Below are 16,077 nucleotides of genomic sequence, written 5' to 3' on the forward strand. Positions count from 1 at the left end.
CGCGGCGAACGGTCTGCTACACGCCGGTCAAGGCGGCACCGAAGGTCGATCCGCGCTTTGCCGAGCCGATCAAAGCGATGATCGAGGCGGAGCCGTCCTTCGGCTATCGCACGGTGGCCTGGCTGCTCGGGTTCAACAAGAACACGGTGCAGCGGATCTTCCAGCTCAAGGGCTGGCAGGTCCGCAAGCGTGCCATCGGTATACGCCCCCGCATTCAGGCTGTGCCCTCAGTCGCCACAGCACCGAACGAGCGCTGGTCGACGGATCTGGCACGCGTCTGGACCGGCAAGGACGGATGGGCCTCCTTGGCACTCGTGATCGATTGCCACACGCGCGAACTGCTGGGCTGGCACCTGTCGCGCTCAGGCAAGGCCACTACGGCCAGCGCCGCTCTGGAACATGCCCTGATCGCTAGGTTCGGCACGCTCGGCCGCGTCGACCGGGAGTTCCTCCTGAGGTCGGACAACGGCCTGGTCTTCACGAGCCGGCACTTCACCGCCCTCGTGCGCAGCTACCACCGGAGCCAAGAGGTCATCACCCCGCACTGCCCGCAGCAGATCGGCATGGTCGAGCGCCCGGTCCGCACGCTCAAGGAGCAGCGCGGTCACCGCTTCGAAAGCATCCAGCACGCGACCCGCCTCATTGGAGACTGGATCTGCTTCCACAACCCCCGGCGCCCGCATCAGGCCCTCGCCATGCGCACACCGGCCGAGGCATTCAGATTAGCGCCTCAAACTGAGCAGATTCTGCCCGGTCGATACAGCTGCCCAGACCGCACATCAGACATTTGCCTACGATCAGTGAGGCATCCCGATCCGCTTTCATGGGCCAGCCCGCGGCGCGCCGGGCGCCGGGATCCGGCACGACCGGACATGGCGCCAGCCTTCTGCGGGCCAGAGGCAGGTGATGCGGGCCAGCCATTTCCGGTTCGCCCTGGAAGGTCCGGTCCAGGCCGCGCCGGTTCTCTTGCCGCGGTGGGTCACCGGCCCTTCGCCGCCATTCTTCGGCTGTGCCGCGGCGCACGCGTGGCGCGCGCTCATGGCCATGGCCCGGCTCAGCCGTTCGATCCGGTGCGGCCCGTTCGAGAACATCGCGCCAGAGGCGGCGGGCCCCTTGGGCCCGGGCACAGGCTCTGAAGCGCGTCTCGATCGCGGTGACGCGCCTGGCGTGATCGCGCGCGGGTGCTGGCAGGGCGGCCGAGCCAGGCAGGGAAGCGCGGCCGCGAAGCCCCCGGAACCGCGCTGAGCCAGCTGACCGGCCAGATCTGGCGGTGCCTGCAATGCGGGCGGATCTCATACCGCCGTGCGAAAGCCGCCGCTGATTTCCGGAGCTCACGCTCCGCGCGGCCTCTTTCCTCAGCGCCGCAATCCCCGCCAGATCGGCCCGCATCTGACCGTTCCCGGGACATGCCGTGGCTCCGGGCGCGCAGCCCGCACCCAACACGCTCCGCGCAACCGCGAGGCCTCGGGCCGCATGCGCCATGGTCCGTCACCAGCCCCACCGCCGCGACCTGAAACCCACGGCGGAACGTCCCGCGCGTCATATCTGAACTCCAGTTCCTCGGTCGCGATCTTGTCTGCGCGTCAACAAAACAGGAGGAAGATCGTTCTGTCAGATCTGGTTCGGGCGCTGATCTCGTCTTTGGACGCGTCGGAAGCCTTGATAACGACATGGGCGGGGCTGGTGATGAGGTAGAGGGCCAACTCAGACGATAGACCGAAGCCTCTGACAAAAAATACTTTTCCGTCTGCGTAAATTTCTGGACCACTTCTCGCGGCGACAGTTCCGGTTCTTCCGGCGCCAGATGCACGATCTGCTTCGGCACCGTTTCGGGGATATGCTTCCAGACCCGGGAAGGGCGACCCTCAAACTCCTCTGCTCCCTGTTCGACAAAGCGGTCATACCCGCGGTAGAAGGTGGTGGTGGCAATGCCGATCTTGGCAAGAGTGCGCCGGACCTACAGATGCGACGGCTCCTCCAGGCGGACGATTTCGAGCTTCTCCGTGGCTAGACATCTCAGTCCCCTTCTCCCTCGGCCCCGCTCATGCCTTTTGAGCAGGCGGTTTTTTAAGGTCAGATCGGCCGCCAGCTCCTTCAGCGGCACAGTTGCGGCACGCAAATTTTTCGCTGCGCCAGAATTGACCTGGCGCGCGGTGTCACCTCCCAACCGCTTCTTGCCGGCATCGAGAAACTCCCTCGACCAACTGAAATAAAGGCTCTGAGCGATACCTTCGTAGCGGCACAGACCGGAGATGCTGTCCTCGCAACGAAGCTCAGGCAACACGATCCAGATCTTCTCTTCAGACGAGTGCAGCTTACGCGCCGGCGCTGGACGCCCGTCACAACCTGCTCAGCAGAGGCCCTCGTCGTCACGGATCTTGCCGTCACCTTCTACTCCATGTGGGATCGAGATGAGCCGCAAACCCTCCGCTACGTAATCACGCCAAATCCTTTCACAGGCCCTGAAGACAGAGATCCTGGGCGCTATTTTCCTTTACGACAAAGGTCAATAATTGATCCAGAAATTGCTTCGATCGGCAAGAGGACCTCAGCAGCTCCGTTTTCTGCAACTGCGCGCGGCATGCCATAGACCACTGAAGTCGCCTCGTCCTGAGCGAGGCACCTCGCGCCGGCCTGCCGGAGTTGTAGCATCGCATCTGCTCCGTCCCGCCCCATTCCGGTCAGCATGGCTGCCACTGCATTATGAGCCTCGGGCACCGCTGATCGAAACAAAACATCAACAGACGGTCGAAATCCACCTGAATGCGATCCCTCTACAATGTGACAACGAAGGCCATTTGTATGGTCAAGCGCAAGGTGAGTATGCCCCCCCGGCGCGAGAAGCACAGCCCCCTGCTTTAGCAGTGCACCTTCCGTCGCCAACGATACCCGTGGAGCCACTTTGCTTTCCAGTCGACGGGCGAAACTCGCAAGGAACGCTTCCGGCATATGCTGGGCAATTAGTGTGGGCGGGCAATTCTCAGGAAAGCCCGCGAGAACTGTCTGCAAAGCGTCGACACCTCCTGTTGATGCACCCAGTAATACGATTTTTCCATTCCAGAGAAATTTATGGTTTCCCGTCACCATACGTGGCTGGGAAACCATACGTGGGTTTGCCCCCGCGGCAGCACATACAAGATCTGGCAGAACATCAAAAGCCGCAGCAAGACCCTGACCAAATGGCTTTCCAATACAATCGATTGCACCAAGTGAAAGAGCCTCAAGCGCGATATCAGAGCCCCGACGTGTCTCGGAGGAAACCATGATGACGGGCATCGGGCGCAGTCTCATCAGGCGACCCAAAAAATCGATCCCACTCATTCCAGGCATTTCGACATCCAAAGTCAAGACATCCGGATCCAACGCTTTGATTGCGGCGCGCGCCTCATCAGCATTGCATGCTTCACCGACCACCTTGGTCCGAAGGTCCCGCTGCAACCTAAACTTGATCATTTTTCGGATGGTTGGCGAGTCATCAACAATAAGAACTTTTACCGGCAAGATAGATCAACCAAGTAAATTCTGGAACGCTTAAAATTCTTCCCAATCATCGGTCTTAAAATCGAGTTTTCCGACGACATTCCGTACTGCGACAGTGCGCTGAACATGATCTCGACAGCCATTTCTCATCTTTTCATCCGTTGAAATTTCGTTTTCGGCATCAGGGTCAACGGCGTTAGGTCGACGGGCCGTTCGGAATTGCGCCGCAGCGGCAGCGAGTGCTTGAGCGCCAACGGTCAACGCATGGCTGGCTGCTGTTGTTTCTTCGAACATCGCCGCATTATGCTGCGTCACCTGATCAAGTTGGTTGACCGCAATATTTATTTCTGACAGGCCGGATGCTTGCTCGTGCGACGACGCGGCGATCTCAGACACACGAGATGCAATATCATTCACCGATGCGAGGATTTTCTCAAGCGCGGCACCAGTCTCCCCGACCAGATCAACGCCACGACGAACATGATTTGACGAGGCAGTGATAAGCCCATCAATTTCGCGCGCCGCTTCTGAAGAGCGTTGTGCCAACGCTCGCACCTCTGAAGCTACGACAGCGAAACCGCGCCCTGCTTCTCCTGCCCGTGCGGCTTCCACACCAGCATTCAACGCCAAGAGGTTCGTCTGAAACGCGATATCGTCGATAACCCCGATAATACGAGAGATCCTCCTCGACGAATCTTCTATCTCTCCCATCGCATTGACGGCCTGCTGCACGATCTCTCCAGAGTTTTCGGCACTCTCTCTTGCGAGTTTGACGACGCGGTTCGCATCCATAACACCCGCGGTTGCCGAACTGACAGAGACAGTCAACTCATCTAGGGCCGCGGCGGTTTGCTCCAGCGTCGCAGCCTGCTTTTCTGTACGATCACTTAGATCCTCAGCCGCATTGCTAATCTCACGCGCTTCGGCATCGATCGTGGCAGCATTATCTATCACCACCTGGATCGCCTCAGACAAATTTGCCACCGCCGCATTGAAGTCCTTGCGCAATTGCTCGTGCTCGCTCGGAAACGTATGATCAATCTGTACAGAAAGATCACCCATGGACAGAGCAGTAAGGCCGATACGAAGCGCTTCCACAACACGCTGTTGATCTTCCAAAATTGCATCGGCGCGCTCCCGTTCGTTCGCAAGCGCGATCTGTGCATCCGTTACATCGTGCGCGATCATAACGACTTTCACCAGTCGCCCATTTCGATCTGGAACAGGTGTCAGGCTGCCATCCACCGTAGCGCTTCCGCCTTGAGGCTTGTTCAGCACAAACCTGCCCAGCACCGGTTGCATCGCTATCAACCGAGCCCAATATGCGTCGAAATCACCCTCGTTCGCTATTACATCTGTATGTGACAGGCCAAGTATCTGATCTCGGGTGCAACCCAGAACGCGAAGTGCATTTTCCTTGGCATCGTTAACTTTTCCTTCCGGTGACAGCTCAAGAATGACCTGCGTCTCCGCAATAGCATTCAGAAGGGCCCGGTTCATCTGCATTTCGGTAACGTCCCGCCACTCGACGACAAATCCAAGACGCCCAGTTTCTGGGACTGAAATTTCATTGATATCGAGCGCAAATCTGACGGACCCAAGCGCGACGTCTGCGTGATAGGGCAAGTTGCGTGAATCGGCCAGCAACGCGCGTTGATGCGTGGGGTTTTGATGAAACTTGTCCATGCTCACGCCGATCAGCTTGTCGGCGGTCAGGTCCGCCCCAAAAACCGTCGTCTCTCCGGCTCGCTCAGATATCAAGCGAATGAAAGCTTCGTTGACATAAGTGATCACGAACTCCGCATCGACCATCATCATCGCGGCAGACGATGTCCGGAATGCAGTGCCCTGAATCAACGCCTCACGCTGGACCGCGTCCGCCTGTTGCAACTCTTCGCGAAGGCCACCAAGAGCCCGTGCAATATCTCCGACCTCGTCGCCTCGGTTGCCACCCCTGATATCTGCATCATAGTTGTGAGCCGATATCTCACCGATCGTGTCAGCGAGGCGCGCCAGAGGTTTTGAAACCGAACGTGCCATCAACCAGGACAGGAGTGCCATAAGGAACACCATGGCAAACGCGTCGATCAGGATATGACGCGCAAATGCATTCGCTGGCGCAAATATCTCTCCGGTCGACTGCTCTACAACCGCAGCATAGCGGCGGCCCAAAAGATCAATCGGAGCATAGGCGGAAAATGCCGTTACACCATCGATGCCCATGCCTTCGAGGCTGCCGGATTCACCCCGCATTGCGCGCTCGACAGCAATCTTTGGCACCTCGAGTGACGCTCCCTCGGGCCGCGACACCGAGCGCAGCGACGTCTGCAGCACCATTCCGGCATCAACGATGTAGCCCTGCCCGGTCTCACCAAGCCAGCGATCATTGCTCATCATCTGCGTGATCGGGGTGAGGGCGACTTCGAACACGATGGCGCCTGCAATCGCCCCCCCGGCAAGCCGCAAAGGCCGCGAAAGGTAGACGACCCGCTCCCCTTTGGATTCGGTGAAATCCTGGGTGAAATTCGAGATGACCGTGGCATCGGTCTTCGCTTTGAGTGCATCTTGCGCCGCGCGCATCAATTCAGCGTCACGGGGGGCCTTATCGAAAAGGTTCGTGCCGAAATTGGAATCCGTCTTCAGCGAATAGACCACCGTCCCGTTCGTCGCGACCAGGAAGATGTCGACCAATCGGTTCTCTGCCGCGATCGCCTGGAATCCCGGCATATATGCCTGGCGAAGTGCGAGGTATTCCTCCGCGGCCGTGGGCGCCTCCCCAAGCCGTGCAACCTTCTCATCCGTGGCCAGCGCACGCCGGACCTGTTCCTGATTAAAGCTATCCATCCGCGCCCAGATCGCGCCCAGATCACGCATGGCCTGATTTGTTGCCTGGCTTGCCGTTGCGCTGCGCAGCGCGGCCAACTGCCGCTCCGACCATTGGTGGATCTGCTCCGTCCGGCTCGACAGCGTCTGCTGGATCCGTTCGGTGCCGTAATTCGTCAGGGCGCGTGCAGCCAGATGATAAGAGGTGAACCCCATGATCGCCAGGGCGACGATCGAAATCGACACCAGCATCAATGGGAGCTTCGTCCCGAGACGCAAACGGTGCAGCATCTTCATTCTTATCCTCCGATCACGCAGATTCGCACGGGAGCCTGCGGACAAGCCGTTGCCGATGCCGGAGCCACTCCGACATCAAGAACGTGACCGGAACATCTGAAGATACGTTTAATCGGGAACCGGAATCAGAACCCGAAGGCGCGGCGGAGCAACCACAACCGGCGCGAAAACTCAGACCCGCGCAGCGCTTCCCCCGAGATCAGCGCAGGCGCCCGCTCGGCCGCCGCCAGGATCGCCTGAGCTTCCCATCCTGCGAGCGCCGCAACCCGCGAGGAACGCGGCATTTTTCCATATGCCGCACGCAGGGCGCGGAGCCCCTCTCGCGCCAGATCGCCCGGCGCTGCGCCCGCAGGCAATGGCGTGAGCCCGCGCCGCGACAGCTCGGGCACAGCCAGGAACCAGGCCGCAAGGCCCGCTGCCCGGCCAAATTCCCGCAGCGCCGGATGCGGGCAGCCGAGGAGGTCTCCCGTCGCCTCGTAAAGCGCCCCGGAGGTCTGGTCCAAATACTCCCAGAACTCTGCGGTATCGGCCCAGTCCATCCGCCAGCAATCCCGCCGCCGCGCCTCGGCAATGCCTGCGAGCTGCCGCGCGACCGGACGGACCGCCTCCAGCGCCGCGCCGATTTCATGCCGCGGCGTCTTGCCCCGCGCCGCCAGCGCCTCCATCGCATCGACCCACCATTGCAACCGCATCTCCGCGATCAGCGGCTCGTTGGAAGCCCAAGGCGCACGCGCGATCTCCAGATTGGCGGCATAGAGCGGCCAGAGCCGCGCCCGCAGAGGCGCAGGGCTGGCCATCACCGCCGCAAAACGGTCCGGATCGCCGGCCTCCACCCGCGCGATGCAGGCCGCAAGCGCCGTCATGCCGCCACGTCCGCAGGCTCCGCCCCGTCGCGCGCGAGCTTCCAGTTCACCGCATCCAGCAAGGCCTCGAAGGAGGCATCCACGATGTTGGGCGAAACCCCCACGGTGGACCAGCGCTGCCCGGAGCCGTCCTCGCTGTCGATGATGACCCGGGTCACGGCCTCGGTGCCACCCTGGGTGATGCGCACCTTGAAATCCACCAGTTTCATATCGTCGATGAAATGCTGGTACGGGCCCAGATCCTTGGCCAGCGCCTTTGACAAAGCGTTCACCGGGCCGCCATCCGTCCCATCCGCCACGATCCCTTCCGAGACACTCAGTGTGCGGTTGCCGCCGATATTCACCACGACCACCGCCTCCGACAGATGCCCCATCCGCCCGCGCGCATCGCGGCGCCGCTCCACCGTCACACGATAGCGCTCCACCTCGAAGAAGTTCGGCAAAAGCCCCAGCTCGCGCCGCGCCAGCAGCTCGAAGCTCGCCTGCGCTCCGTCATAGGCATAGCCATGATCCTCGCGCCGCTTGATTTCATCGAGGATCGTCCCCAGCCGCGGATCCTTCGGCTCAACCGCGATCCCCATCGACGCCAGCCGCGCCCGCAGGTTCGAAAGCCCCGCCTGGTTCGACATCGGGATCAGCCGGTTATTCCCGACCAGCTCCGGCGCGATATGCTCGTAGGTGGACGGGTCCTTCAGGATCGCCGAAGCATGCAGCCCAGCCTTGTGCGTGAAGGCCGAGGCGCCCACATAGGGCGCCGAGCGCAGCGGCACCCGGTTCAGGATATCGTCGAGCTTGCGCGACAGCCGCGTGAGCCCGCGCAGGGCCTCCGTCGAAACCCCGGTTTCGAACCGCGAGCGAAACGGCTCCTTCAACAGGAGCGTCGGGATCAGCGTCGTCAGGTTTGCATTGCCGCAACGCTCGCCCAGCCCGTTGAGCGTGCCCTGCACCTGCCGCGCCCCGGCCTCGATCGCGGCCAGCGAGCAGCCGACCGCATTGCCGGTATCATCGTGGCAATGGATCCCCAGCCGCGCGCCCGGAATCCCCGCCGCAATCACCTCCGCCACGATCCGCCCGATCTCGGCCGGAAGCGTGCCACCATTGGTATCGCACAGCACGATCCAGCGCGCCCCTGCATCGCGCGCGGCCTGCAGGCATTCCAGCGCGTAGCCCGGATTGGCCCGGTATCCATCGAAGAAATGCTCGGCATCGAACAGCGCCTCTCGCGTCGCCGCCACATGCGCGACCGAAGCCCGGATATTTTCTACATTCTCCGCCAGCGTGATCCCGAGCGCCGCCGTCACATGGTAGTCATGCGTCTTTCCCACAAGGCAAACCGCCTCGGTCCCGGCATTCATTACCGCCGCCAGAACTTCGTCATTCGCGGCCGAGCGGCCCGCGCGCTTGGTCATGCCGAAGGCTGCAAACGTCGCCCGCGTGCGCGGCCGCTCAGCGAAAAAATCGCTGTCGGTCGGGTTCGCCCCCGGCCAGCCACCCTCGATGTAATCGATCCCGATCGCGTCCAGCGCCTTCGCCACCGCAATCTTCTCGGCCACCGAAAACTGCACCCCCGCCGTCTGCTGGCCGTCGCGCAGCGTGGTGTCATACAGATACAGGCGCTCGCGCTGTTGCTGGCTCATCTTCCCCTCCCTCAGACCGGCGGCAACGCCCCGGCATCGAACCCGGTGCCCGGCAGCAGCTCCACCCCCGCCTTGGACATCCGGACCTCCACCCCCGCCGCCAGAAGCGCCGCCTTGAACCCATCCACCGGCGCGAAGTCCTTCGCCGCCATCGCCGCCTCCCGCAGCGCCGCCAGATGCGCCGCATGGGCGGACAGGTCCACCCCGCGCGCCCAGTCACCCATCCCGTCTTCCAGCAGGCCAAGCATCGCCGCCGAAGCCTTCAGAACCGCCGGGTCCCCGGCCAGGGCATGAAGCTCCGCAATGGCGCCCGCCGTGTTCAGGTCATCGGCCAGCGCAGCGATGACAGAGGGCGCCGGGCTCGGTGCGGGCTCGATGCCCGCGACGAGCCCCCGCCACTTGCGCAGCGTCGCCTCCGCCTGCGATGCCTTCTCCGCCGTCCAGTCCATCGGCTTGCCATAATGCGTCTGCAAGAACACGAAACGGATCACCTCGCCCGGGATCCCCTTGTCCAGCAGGTCCCGCACCGTGAAGAAATTGCCCAAGGACTTCGACATCTTCTTGCCCTCGACCTGCAGCATCTCGTTATGCAGCCAGACCTTGGCAAATTCGCCCTCCGGATGCGCGCAGCAGCTCTGCGCGATCTCGTTCTCATGGTGTGGGAACTGCAGGTCGATCCCGCCGGCATGAATATCGAAACTCTCTCCCAGAAGCTCATAGGACATGGCCGAGCATTCGATATGCCAGCCCGGCCGCCCCCGCCCCCAGGGGCTGTCCCAGCCGGGAAGCGCCGCGTCGGACGGCTTCCACAGCACGAAATCCATCGGGTCTTCCTTGAACGGCGCCACCTCAACCCGCGCCCCCGCGATCATGTCATCGACAGACCGCCCCGACAGCGCGCCATAATCCTTGTAGCTGCGCACCCGGAACAGCACATGGCCTTCCTTGGCATAGGCATGCCCCGCCAGAATCAGCCGCTCGATCATCGCGATCATGGCGCCGATGAAGGCCGTCGCGCGCGGCTCGTAATCGGGGCGCAGCGCGCCAAGCGCATCCATATCCTGATGATACCAGCCGATAGTCTCCTCGGTGCGCTCGTGGATCAGCTGCTCCAGCGTCCCCGAGGCTCCGGCCTCCTTGCGCGCCAGTGCCGTCGCGTTGATCTTGTCATCCACGTCGGTGAAGTTGCGCACATAGGTGACCTTGCCCGCGTACACATGGCGCAGCAGCCGGTAGAGCACATCGAACACCACCACCGGCCGCGCATTGCCCAGATGCGCCCGGTCGTAAACCGTCGGCCCGCACAGATACATCCGCACGTCTTCACGGTCGATCGGAACGAACAGCTCCTTGCGGCGGCTTTTCGAATTGTGCAGGCGGATCTCGGTCATGGGTCCTCGGCGGTTCTTTCCCGCGCGGGCCTGGCTGGTTCACCGAAGAGAATGGAAGAACGCGCCCGCGTGACGTGGTCAGCGGATGGTAATAATGCAGATCGGGGTGGCACGGTTCTTCATGGCGCCCTTCTAGCGCGCCGCAGCACTTCGGGCAAGCGATTCACGCAGGTGCCGCTCAGGCTGCCGCACCGGGCAGAAGGGCTCGATCGTCAGCCCCGCCGCATCGAAGGTGCAGAACGAGCCGGGCGGGATCTCGTCCCAGTCGCCCTCCCCGTCCTCCAGCGGCTCCGACACCACCGCCCGCCCGGAGCGGGTCTCCGACCAGCGATGATACAGCGTGGGCGCATGCTCGTCCGAAGCATAGCGCACCGCATAGAGCCGCTCCCCATCCGAAAACGCCGCCGTCAGCCGCATATAGGGCGCGCAGCCCTTCTCACGCGCCAGCGCCTCCAGCCGCGCCGCCGCCCGCTCCAGCGCGCCCTTCGGATCCTGTTCCAGCCCCTCCGCGATCGCCACGAGGAACAGCGCCTCGCTGTCGGTCGCGCCCTTGCGCTGCGCATAAAGGCTGTCGGGGATCAGCATTTCCGCCGAACGGCGGAAGCAATCATAGCCGCCCACCTGCCCATTATGCATGAAGCTCCAGCGGCCATAGGTGAACGGATGGCAATTGTTGCGCGACGAAGCCGTACCGGTGGAGGCCCGCACATGCGCAAGGAACAACCCCGATTTCACCGAGGCCGTGAGCGAGCGCAGGTTCTGGTCCGACCAGGCAGGCATCGCGTCGCGATACAATCCCGGCTCCGGCTTTTCGCCATACCAGGCAATGCCGAAGCCATCGGCATTGATCGCCGTGTGGCACTGCGTCGCGCATTGGCTCTGGTGGATCAGCGAATGACCCGGCCTGCTGACGATATCCTCAAGGAAGATTGGTTGCCCGATATACGCTGCCCAACGACACATGATGCCCCTCGGACGGTTCCGCCGCCCCGAATTTTCTGCAATGCAGAAAATGTAACAGGCCCGGGGCGGCGAGGAAAGTCATTCCATCGCTTCGACGATGACAAGATCGCGCTCGGCCGCGCCTTTGGCGAATTCGAGAGCAGCCTGATATTCGGGGCTGTTGTAGCAATCCTGCGCGGCCTGGAAGCTCGGGAACCAGGCAACCACATTGCGCGCCCGCTCCTTGCCTTCCAGCTGCTGATAGCGCGAGCCGCGCGCGAGGAACTTGCCGCCGAATTTCTCGAAGGCCGGCCCCGCGCCCTTGGCGTATTTCGCGTAGGATTCCGCGTCGGTCACGGTCACATGGCCGATCCAATAGGCTCCGGGCATCAGTTCGCTCCTGCAATGACGGCGCGCGCGGCGCTGACCGCCTCCGCCGATTTTGACGGATCGGCTCCGCCCGCCTGCGCCATATCGGGGCGGCCACCGCCGCCCTTTCCGCCAAGCGCCGCCGCCGCCGCCTTCACGATATCGACGGCGCTGACCTTCGCGGTGGTGTCCTCCGTCACTCCGGCGGCCACGGCTGCCTTGCCGCCGGTATCGGCCACCACCAGGACGGCGCCCGATCCGATCTTGTCTTTCAGCGCATCGATCAGCGCCGGCAGGTCCTTGCCCGACACACCGTTGACCACCTGCGCAAGGAACCGGATGCCGCCGATGTCCTCGGCCTCGGGGCCACCCTGCGCGCCGCCCGACATCGCGAGCTCGCGGCGCAGCTGCGCCACCTCATTCGCAAGGTTGCGCCGCTCCTCGGCCAGGGCATGCACCCGCTCGACCACATCCGCAGGCCCGGTCTTCAGTGTCGCCGCAACCTCGTGCAGCCGCGCGTTCTGGCCCTTCAGATAGTCCAGCGCCGCCTGCCCGGTCAGCCCCTCAAACCGGCGCACGCCCGCCGAAGACGCACTGTCGCCGAGCGCCACGAAGGCCCCGATGTCGCCCGTGCGGCTCACATGGGTGCCGCCGCAAAGCTCGATCGAATAGGTCTTGCCGTCCTGCCCCTTGCCGGAGCCCGCCAGCTCACCCATCGCCACGACGCGCACTTCATCGCCGTATTTCTCGCCAAACAGCGCCTGCGCGCCAAGGGACCGCGCGTCGTCCGGGGTCATGATCCGGGTCGTCACCGGCGTGTTCTGCCGGATGAAGGCGTTCACCTCGGCCTCGACCTCGGCGATCTCCTCCGCACTCAGGGCCTTGGCATGGCTGAAATCGAAGCGCAGCCGGTCCTCGGCATTCAGCGACCCCTTCTGCGCCACATGGTCGCCCAGCGTACGCCGCAGCGCCTCGTTCAGCAGGTGCGTGGCCGAGTGGTTCGCGCGGATCGCCGAACGGCGCCCATGGCTCACTTCCAGCCGCGCGCCCTGCCCCTGAGCGATCTCGCCCATCGTCACTTCGGCGATATGCACGAACACGCCCGCGACCTTCCGGGTATCGGTCACGCGGGCCTCGCCGGTCTCGGTGCGGATGATGCCGGCATCGCCGACCTGCCCGCCCGATTCCGCATAGAACGGCGTCTGGTTCACCACGATCTGCACCGCGCCCGTCGCCGCAGGCACGGTCTTGCCGTCCTGCACCAGCGCGAGGATCTGCCCCTCGGCCGCTTCGGTGTCATAGCCCAAGAACTCGGTCACGCCCTTGTCTTCGGCGATCTCGAACCAGATCTTCGCATCCGACGTCTCGCCCGAGCCCGACCAGCTCGCCCGCGCCTTGGCCTTCTGCTCCGCCATCGCCGCATCGAACCCGTTGGTATCCACGGTCCGGCCCTGCTCGCGCAGCGCATCCTGGGTCAGATCGAGCGGGAAGCCATAGGTATCGTAGAGCTTGAACGCCGCATCCCCCGGCAGCTCCGCGCCGTCCGGCAGCTTCGCGAGTTCTTCGTCCAGAAGCTTCAGCCCGCGGTCGAGCGTGGTGCGGAACTTGGTTTCCTCAAGCTTCAGCGTCTCCTCGATCAGCGCCTGCGCCTGCACCAGCTCCGGATAGGCCGCCCCCATCTGGCGCACCAGCGCCGGGACCAGACGGTGCATCACCGGATCCTTCGCGCCGAGCATATGGGCATGGCGCGCCGCGCGGCGCAGGATCCGGCGCAGCACATAGCCGCGCCCGTCGTTCGACGGCATCACCCCGTCCGCGATCAGGAACGATGTCGAGCGCAGGTGATCGGCGATGACGCGGTGATGCACCTTGCCCGGGCCGTCCGGATCCTGGCTGGTGACATTGGCCGAAGCCTCGATCAGGCTCCGCATCAGGTCGGTGTCGTAGTTGTCGTGCTTGCCCTGCAGAAGCGCCCCGATCCGCTCGAGCCCCATGCCCGTATCGATCGACTGCATGTCGAGCGTGCGCATCGAGCCGTCCTCGAACTGCTCGTTCTGCATGAACACGTTGTTCCAGATCTCGATGTAGCGGTCGCCGTCCTCGTCCTTCGAGCCCGGCGGGCCGCCCCAGACCTTGTCGCCATGATCGAAGAAGATCTCGGTGCAGGGGCCGCAGGGGCCGGTCGGGCCCATCTGCCAGAAATTGTCCTTGGTGGCGATGCGGATGATCCGGTCCTCGGGCAGGCCCGCGATCTTCGACCACAGCGCCGCGGCCTCGTCATCGGTATGATAGACGGTGACCAGCAGCTTGTCCTTCGGGATGTCGAAATCCTTGGTCAGCAGCTCCCAGGCAAAGCTGATCGCGCCTTCCTTGAAATAGTCGCCGAAGGAGAAATTCCCCAGCATTTCGAAGAAAGTATGATGGCGCGCGGTGTAGCCGACATTGTCGAGGTCGTTGTGCTTGCCGCCCGCGCGCACGCATTTCTGCGCGGTGGTGGCGCGGACATAATCGCGCTTCTCCACGCCGGTGAAGCAGTTCTTGAACTGCACCATCCCGGAGTTGGTGAACATCAGCGTCGGGTCATTGCGCGGCACGAGCGGGGAGCTGGACACGACCCGGTGGCCGTTGCGCTCGAAGAAGTTCAGGTAGGTCGCGCGGATATCGTTAAGGCTGGGCATGAGATTGGGCCTTGTACAAGATTTGAACCCGTTTAGCGCCCGCATTCCCGCCTGTCCAGAAAGCAAAAGGCCGGGCTTGTGGCCCGGCCCCGTCGCATCGCTGCGCGGCAGCTCACTCTTCGGTGAGGGAATCGTCGCTTTCGGTGGCTCCGAAATCGAGCCCGTGGCTCGCGCGGATCTTGTCCTCGATTTCATAGGCGATATCCGGGTTGTCGCGCAGGAACTGCTTCGCATTCTCGCGGCCCTGGCCGATACGCTCGTCGCCGTAGGAATACCACGCCCCGGATTTCTCCACGACGCCCGCCTTCACCCCCAGATCGATCAGCTCGCCGACCTTGGAGATCCCCTCGCCATACATGATGTCGAATTCCACCTGCCGGAACGGCGGGGCCACCTTGTTCTTCACCACCTTGACCCGGGTCTGGTTGCCCACCACCTCGTCGCGGTCCTTGATCGCGCCGGTGCGGCGGATGTCGAGCCGGACCGAGGCATAGAATTTCAGCGCATTCCCACCCGACGTGGTTTCCGGATTACCGAACATCACGCCGATCTTCATCCGGATCTGGTTGATGAAGATCACCATGCAGTTGCTGCGCCCGATCGAGGCGGTCAGCTTCCGCATCGCCTGGCTCATCAGCCGCGCCTGCGCGCCGACGGTGGCGTCGCCCATATCGCCCTCGATTTCGGCCTTGGGCGTGAGCGCGGCCACGGAGTCGACCACGACCATGCTCACCGCGCCGGAGCGCACCAGCGTATCGACGATTTCCAGCGCCTGCTCGCCGGTATCGGGCTGCGAGATCAGCAGCTCATCGAGGTTGACGCCAAGCTTGCGTGCATAAAGCGGGTCCAGCGCATGTTCGGCGTCGACGAAGGCGCAAACGCCGCCCTTTTTTTGTTCTTCGGCGATGCAGTGCAGCGTCAGCGTGGTCTTGCCGGAGCTTTCCGGGCCGTAGATCTCGATGATGCGCCCTTTGGGCAGGCCACCGATGCCAAGCGCGATGTCGAGACCGAGCGAGCCGGTCGAGGTCGCTTCGATCTCGGCGGCCGGATTGTCGCCGCCCAGCTTCATGATCGCGCCCTTGCCGAACTGGCGTTCGATCTGCGCAAGCGCCGAATCGAGCGCCTTCTGTTTGTCCGCACTGCGTTTGTCGTTCATATCGAAAAGGCCCGCCGTTCCTGCCATCAGACGCCTCCTTATTTCACAGTGCGCAGCCCCCGGCAATCTGGGCAGAGCGCGATCCGTTCCCGTGTTGTTCTGAAATCGTTATCCGAACAATGAGAGAACATTTCAATCAAATTCTTCATATCGATGATTTCCTGAACTGATTAACAAATCGTTATCCATGGCGCTCCACGGCGATCGAAAGCGAAAAAACGTGCTTCACGCGAAGACGGGCGGCTTGCCTGACAAGGAATATCCATCTAGAGCGCCGCTTTGCCGCGGCGCCTGTCAGCACGGAGGCCGCACCCGCCAGGGCCCAGACTCATTGCTTTTGACAGCCGGAACAAGACGGTTGCGGCGAGCATGATCGCGGAGAAGAAGGTTTCCGGACATCGGTCGTATCGTGTGGCGACCCGCCGCCAGTCCTTGAGGCGG

At 62.9% G+C, this 16,077-nt stretch carries 10 protein-coding genes and 2 pseudogenes; 1 reads left to right on the forward strand and 11 read right to left on the reverse strand.

The features are described 5' to 3' along the window. The coding region (locus tag ACOMG5_RS16225; RefSeq protein ID WP_420344835.1) for a transposase at positions 1 to 1,136 on the forward strand (1,136 nt) is incomplete at its 5' end. A gap of 824 nt (positions 1,137 to 1,960) precedes the next feature. Here the strand turns inward: ACOMG5_RS16225 and ACOMG5_RS16230 are convergent. From ACOMG5_RS16230 to ACOMG5_RS16280, 11 genes and pseudogenes are all read right to left on the reverse strand, one after another. After that, positions 1,961 to 2,388 (reverse strand): annotated as a pseudogene (locus ACOMG5_RS16230) (IS3 family transposase); the annotation flags it as partial. A gap of 96 nt (positions 2,389 to 2,484) precedes the next feature. Continuing rightward, positions 2,485 to 3,501, reverse strand: a complete 1,017-nt coding sequence (locus ACOMG5_RS16235) for a protein-glutamate methylesterase/protein-glutamine glutaminase (RefSeq protein WP_420344836.1) — start codon at positions 3,499 to 3,501, stop codon at positions 2,485 to 2,487. A 30-nt stretch (positions 3,502 to 3,531) separates the two neighbouring features. After that, positions 3,532 to 6,600 carry a methyl-accepting chemotaxis protein gene (locus ACOMG5_RS16240; protein WP_420344837.1) on the reverse strand — a complete coding sequence of 1,023 codons (3,069 nt, stop codon included), beginning with the start codon at positions 6,598 to 6,600 and terminating at the stop codon, positions 3,532 to 3,534. Positions 6,601 to 6,725: 125 nt separating this feature from the next. Next, positions 6,726 to 7,463, reverse strand: coding sequence for a squalene/phytoene synthase family protein (locus tag ACOMG5_RS16245; RefSeq protein WP_420344838.1), 738 nt, complete (start codon positions 7,461 to 7,463; stop codon positions 6,726 to 6,728). After that, a complete protein-coding gene (cimA, locus tag ACOMG5_RS16250; RefSeq protein ID WP_420344839.1) occupies positions 7,460 to 9,100 on the reverse strand; it encodes a citramalate synthase in 1,641 nt (546 codons plus the stop codon). Before cimA ends, ACOMG5_RS16245 begins: the two co-directional genes overlap by 4 nt. An 11-nt stretch (positions 9,101 to 9,111) precedes the next feature. Then, positions 9,112 to 10,491: a cysteine--tRNA ligase gene (cysS, locus tag ACOMG5_RS16255; RefSeq protein WP_420344840.1), complete on the reverse strand. Its 1,380-nt coding sequence runs from the start codon at positions 10,489 to 10,491 to the stop codon at positions 9,112 to 9,114. A 132-nt stretch (positions 10,492 to 10,623) separates the two neighbouring features. Continuing rightward, entirely contained in the window at positions 10,624 to 11,454 is an 831-nt protein-coding gene (locus tag ACOMG5_RS16260; protein WP_420344841.1) for a class II glutamine amidotransferase, read from the reverse strand. A 78-nt stretch (positions 11,455 to 11,532) separates the two neighbouring features. Then, on the reverse strand, positions 11,533 to 11,823 hold the full coding sequence (locus tag ACOMG5_RS16265) for a DUF1330 domain-containing protein (protein WP_420344842.1): 291 nt from the start codon (positions 11,821 to 11,823) through the stop codon (positions 11,533 to 11,535). After that, on the reverse strand, positions 11,823 to 14,480 hold the full coding sequence (alaS, locus tag ACOMG5_RS16270) for an alanine--tRNA ligase (protein ID WP_420344843.1): 2,658 nt from the start codon (positions 14,478 to 14,480) through the stop codon (positions 11,823 to 11,825). The genes ACOMG5_RS16265 and alaS overlap by 1 nt, the downstream gene beginning before the upstream one ends. A 112-nt stretch (positions 14,481 to 14,592) precedes the next feature. Then, on the reverse strand, positions 14,593 to 15,663 hold the full coding sequence (recA, locus tag ACOMG5_RS16275) for a recombinase RecA (RefSeq protein ID WP_420344844.1): 1,071 nt from the start codon (positions 15,661 to 15,663) through the stop codon (positions 14,593 to 14,595). Positions 15,664 to 15,977: 314 nt separating this feature from the next. Next, positions 15,978 to 16,077: pseudogene (locus ACOMG5_RS16280) on the reverse strand (IS5/IS1182 family transposase); the annotation flags it as partial.

It is taken from the genome of Paenirhodobacter sp. (assembly GCF_041916475.1).
Lineage (GTDB): Bacteria > Pseudomonadota > Alphaproteobacteria > Rhodobacterales > Rhodobacteraceae > Rhodobacter.

Coding starts and splice junctions, on each gene's coding strand:
- ACOMG5_RS16240 (WP_420344837.1), bottom strand. CDS start 6,600: ATGAAGATGCTGCACCGTTTGCGTCTCGGGACGAAGCTCCCATTGATG.
- ACOMG5_RS16245 (WP_420344838.1), bottom strand. CDS start 7,463: ATGACGGCGCTTGCGGCCTGCATCGCGCGGGTGGAGGCCGGCGATCCG.
- cimA (WP_420344839.1), bottom strand. CDS start 9,100: ATGAGCCAGCAACAGCGCGAGCGCCTGTATCTGTATGACACCACGCTG.
- cysS (WP_420344840.1), bottom strand. CDS start 10,491: ATGACCGAGATCCGCCTGCACAATTCGAAAAGCCGCCGCAAGGAGCTG.
- ACOMG5_RS16260 (WP_420344841.1), bottom strand. CDS start 11,454: ATGTGTCGTTGGGCAGCGTATATCGGGCAACCAATCTTCCTTGAGGAT.
- ACOMG5_RS16265 (WP_420344842.1), bottom strand. CDS start 11,823: ATGCCCGGAGCCTATTGGATCGGCCATGTGACCGTGACCGACGCGGAA.
- alaS (WP_420344843.1), bottom strand. CDS start 14,480: ATGCCCAGCCTTAACGATATCCGCGCGACCTACCTGAACTTCTTCGAG.
- recA (WP_420344844.1), bottom strand. CDS start 15,663: ATGGCAGGAACGGCGGGCCTTTTCGATATGAACGACAAACGCAGTGCG.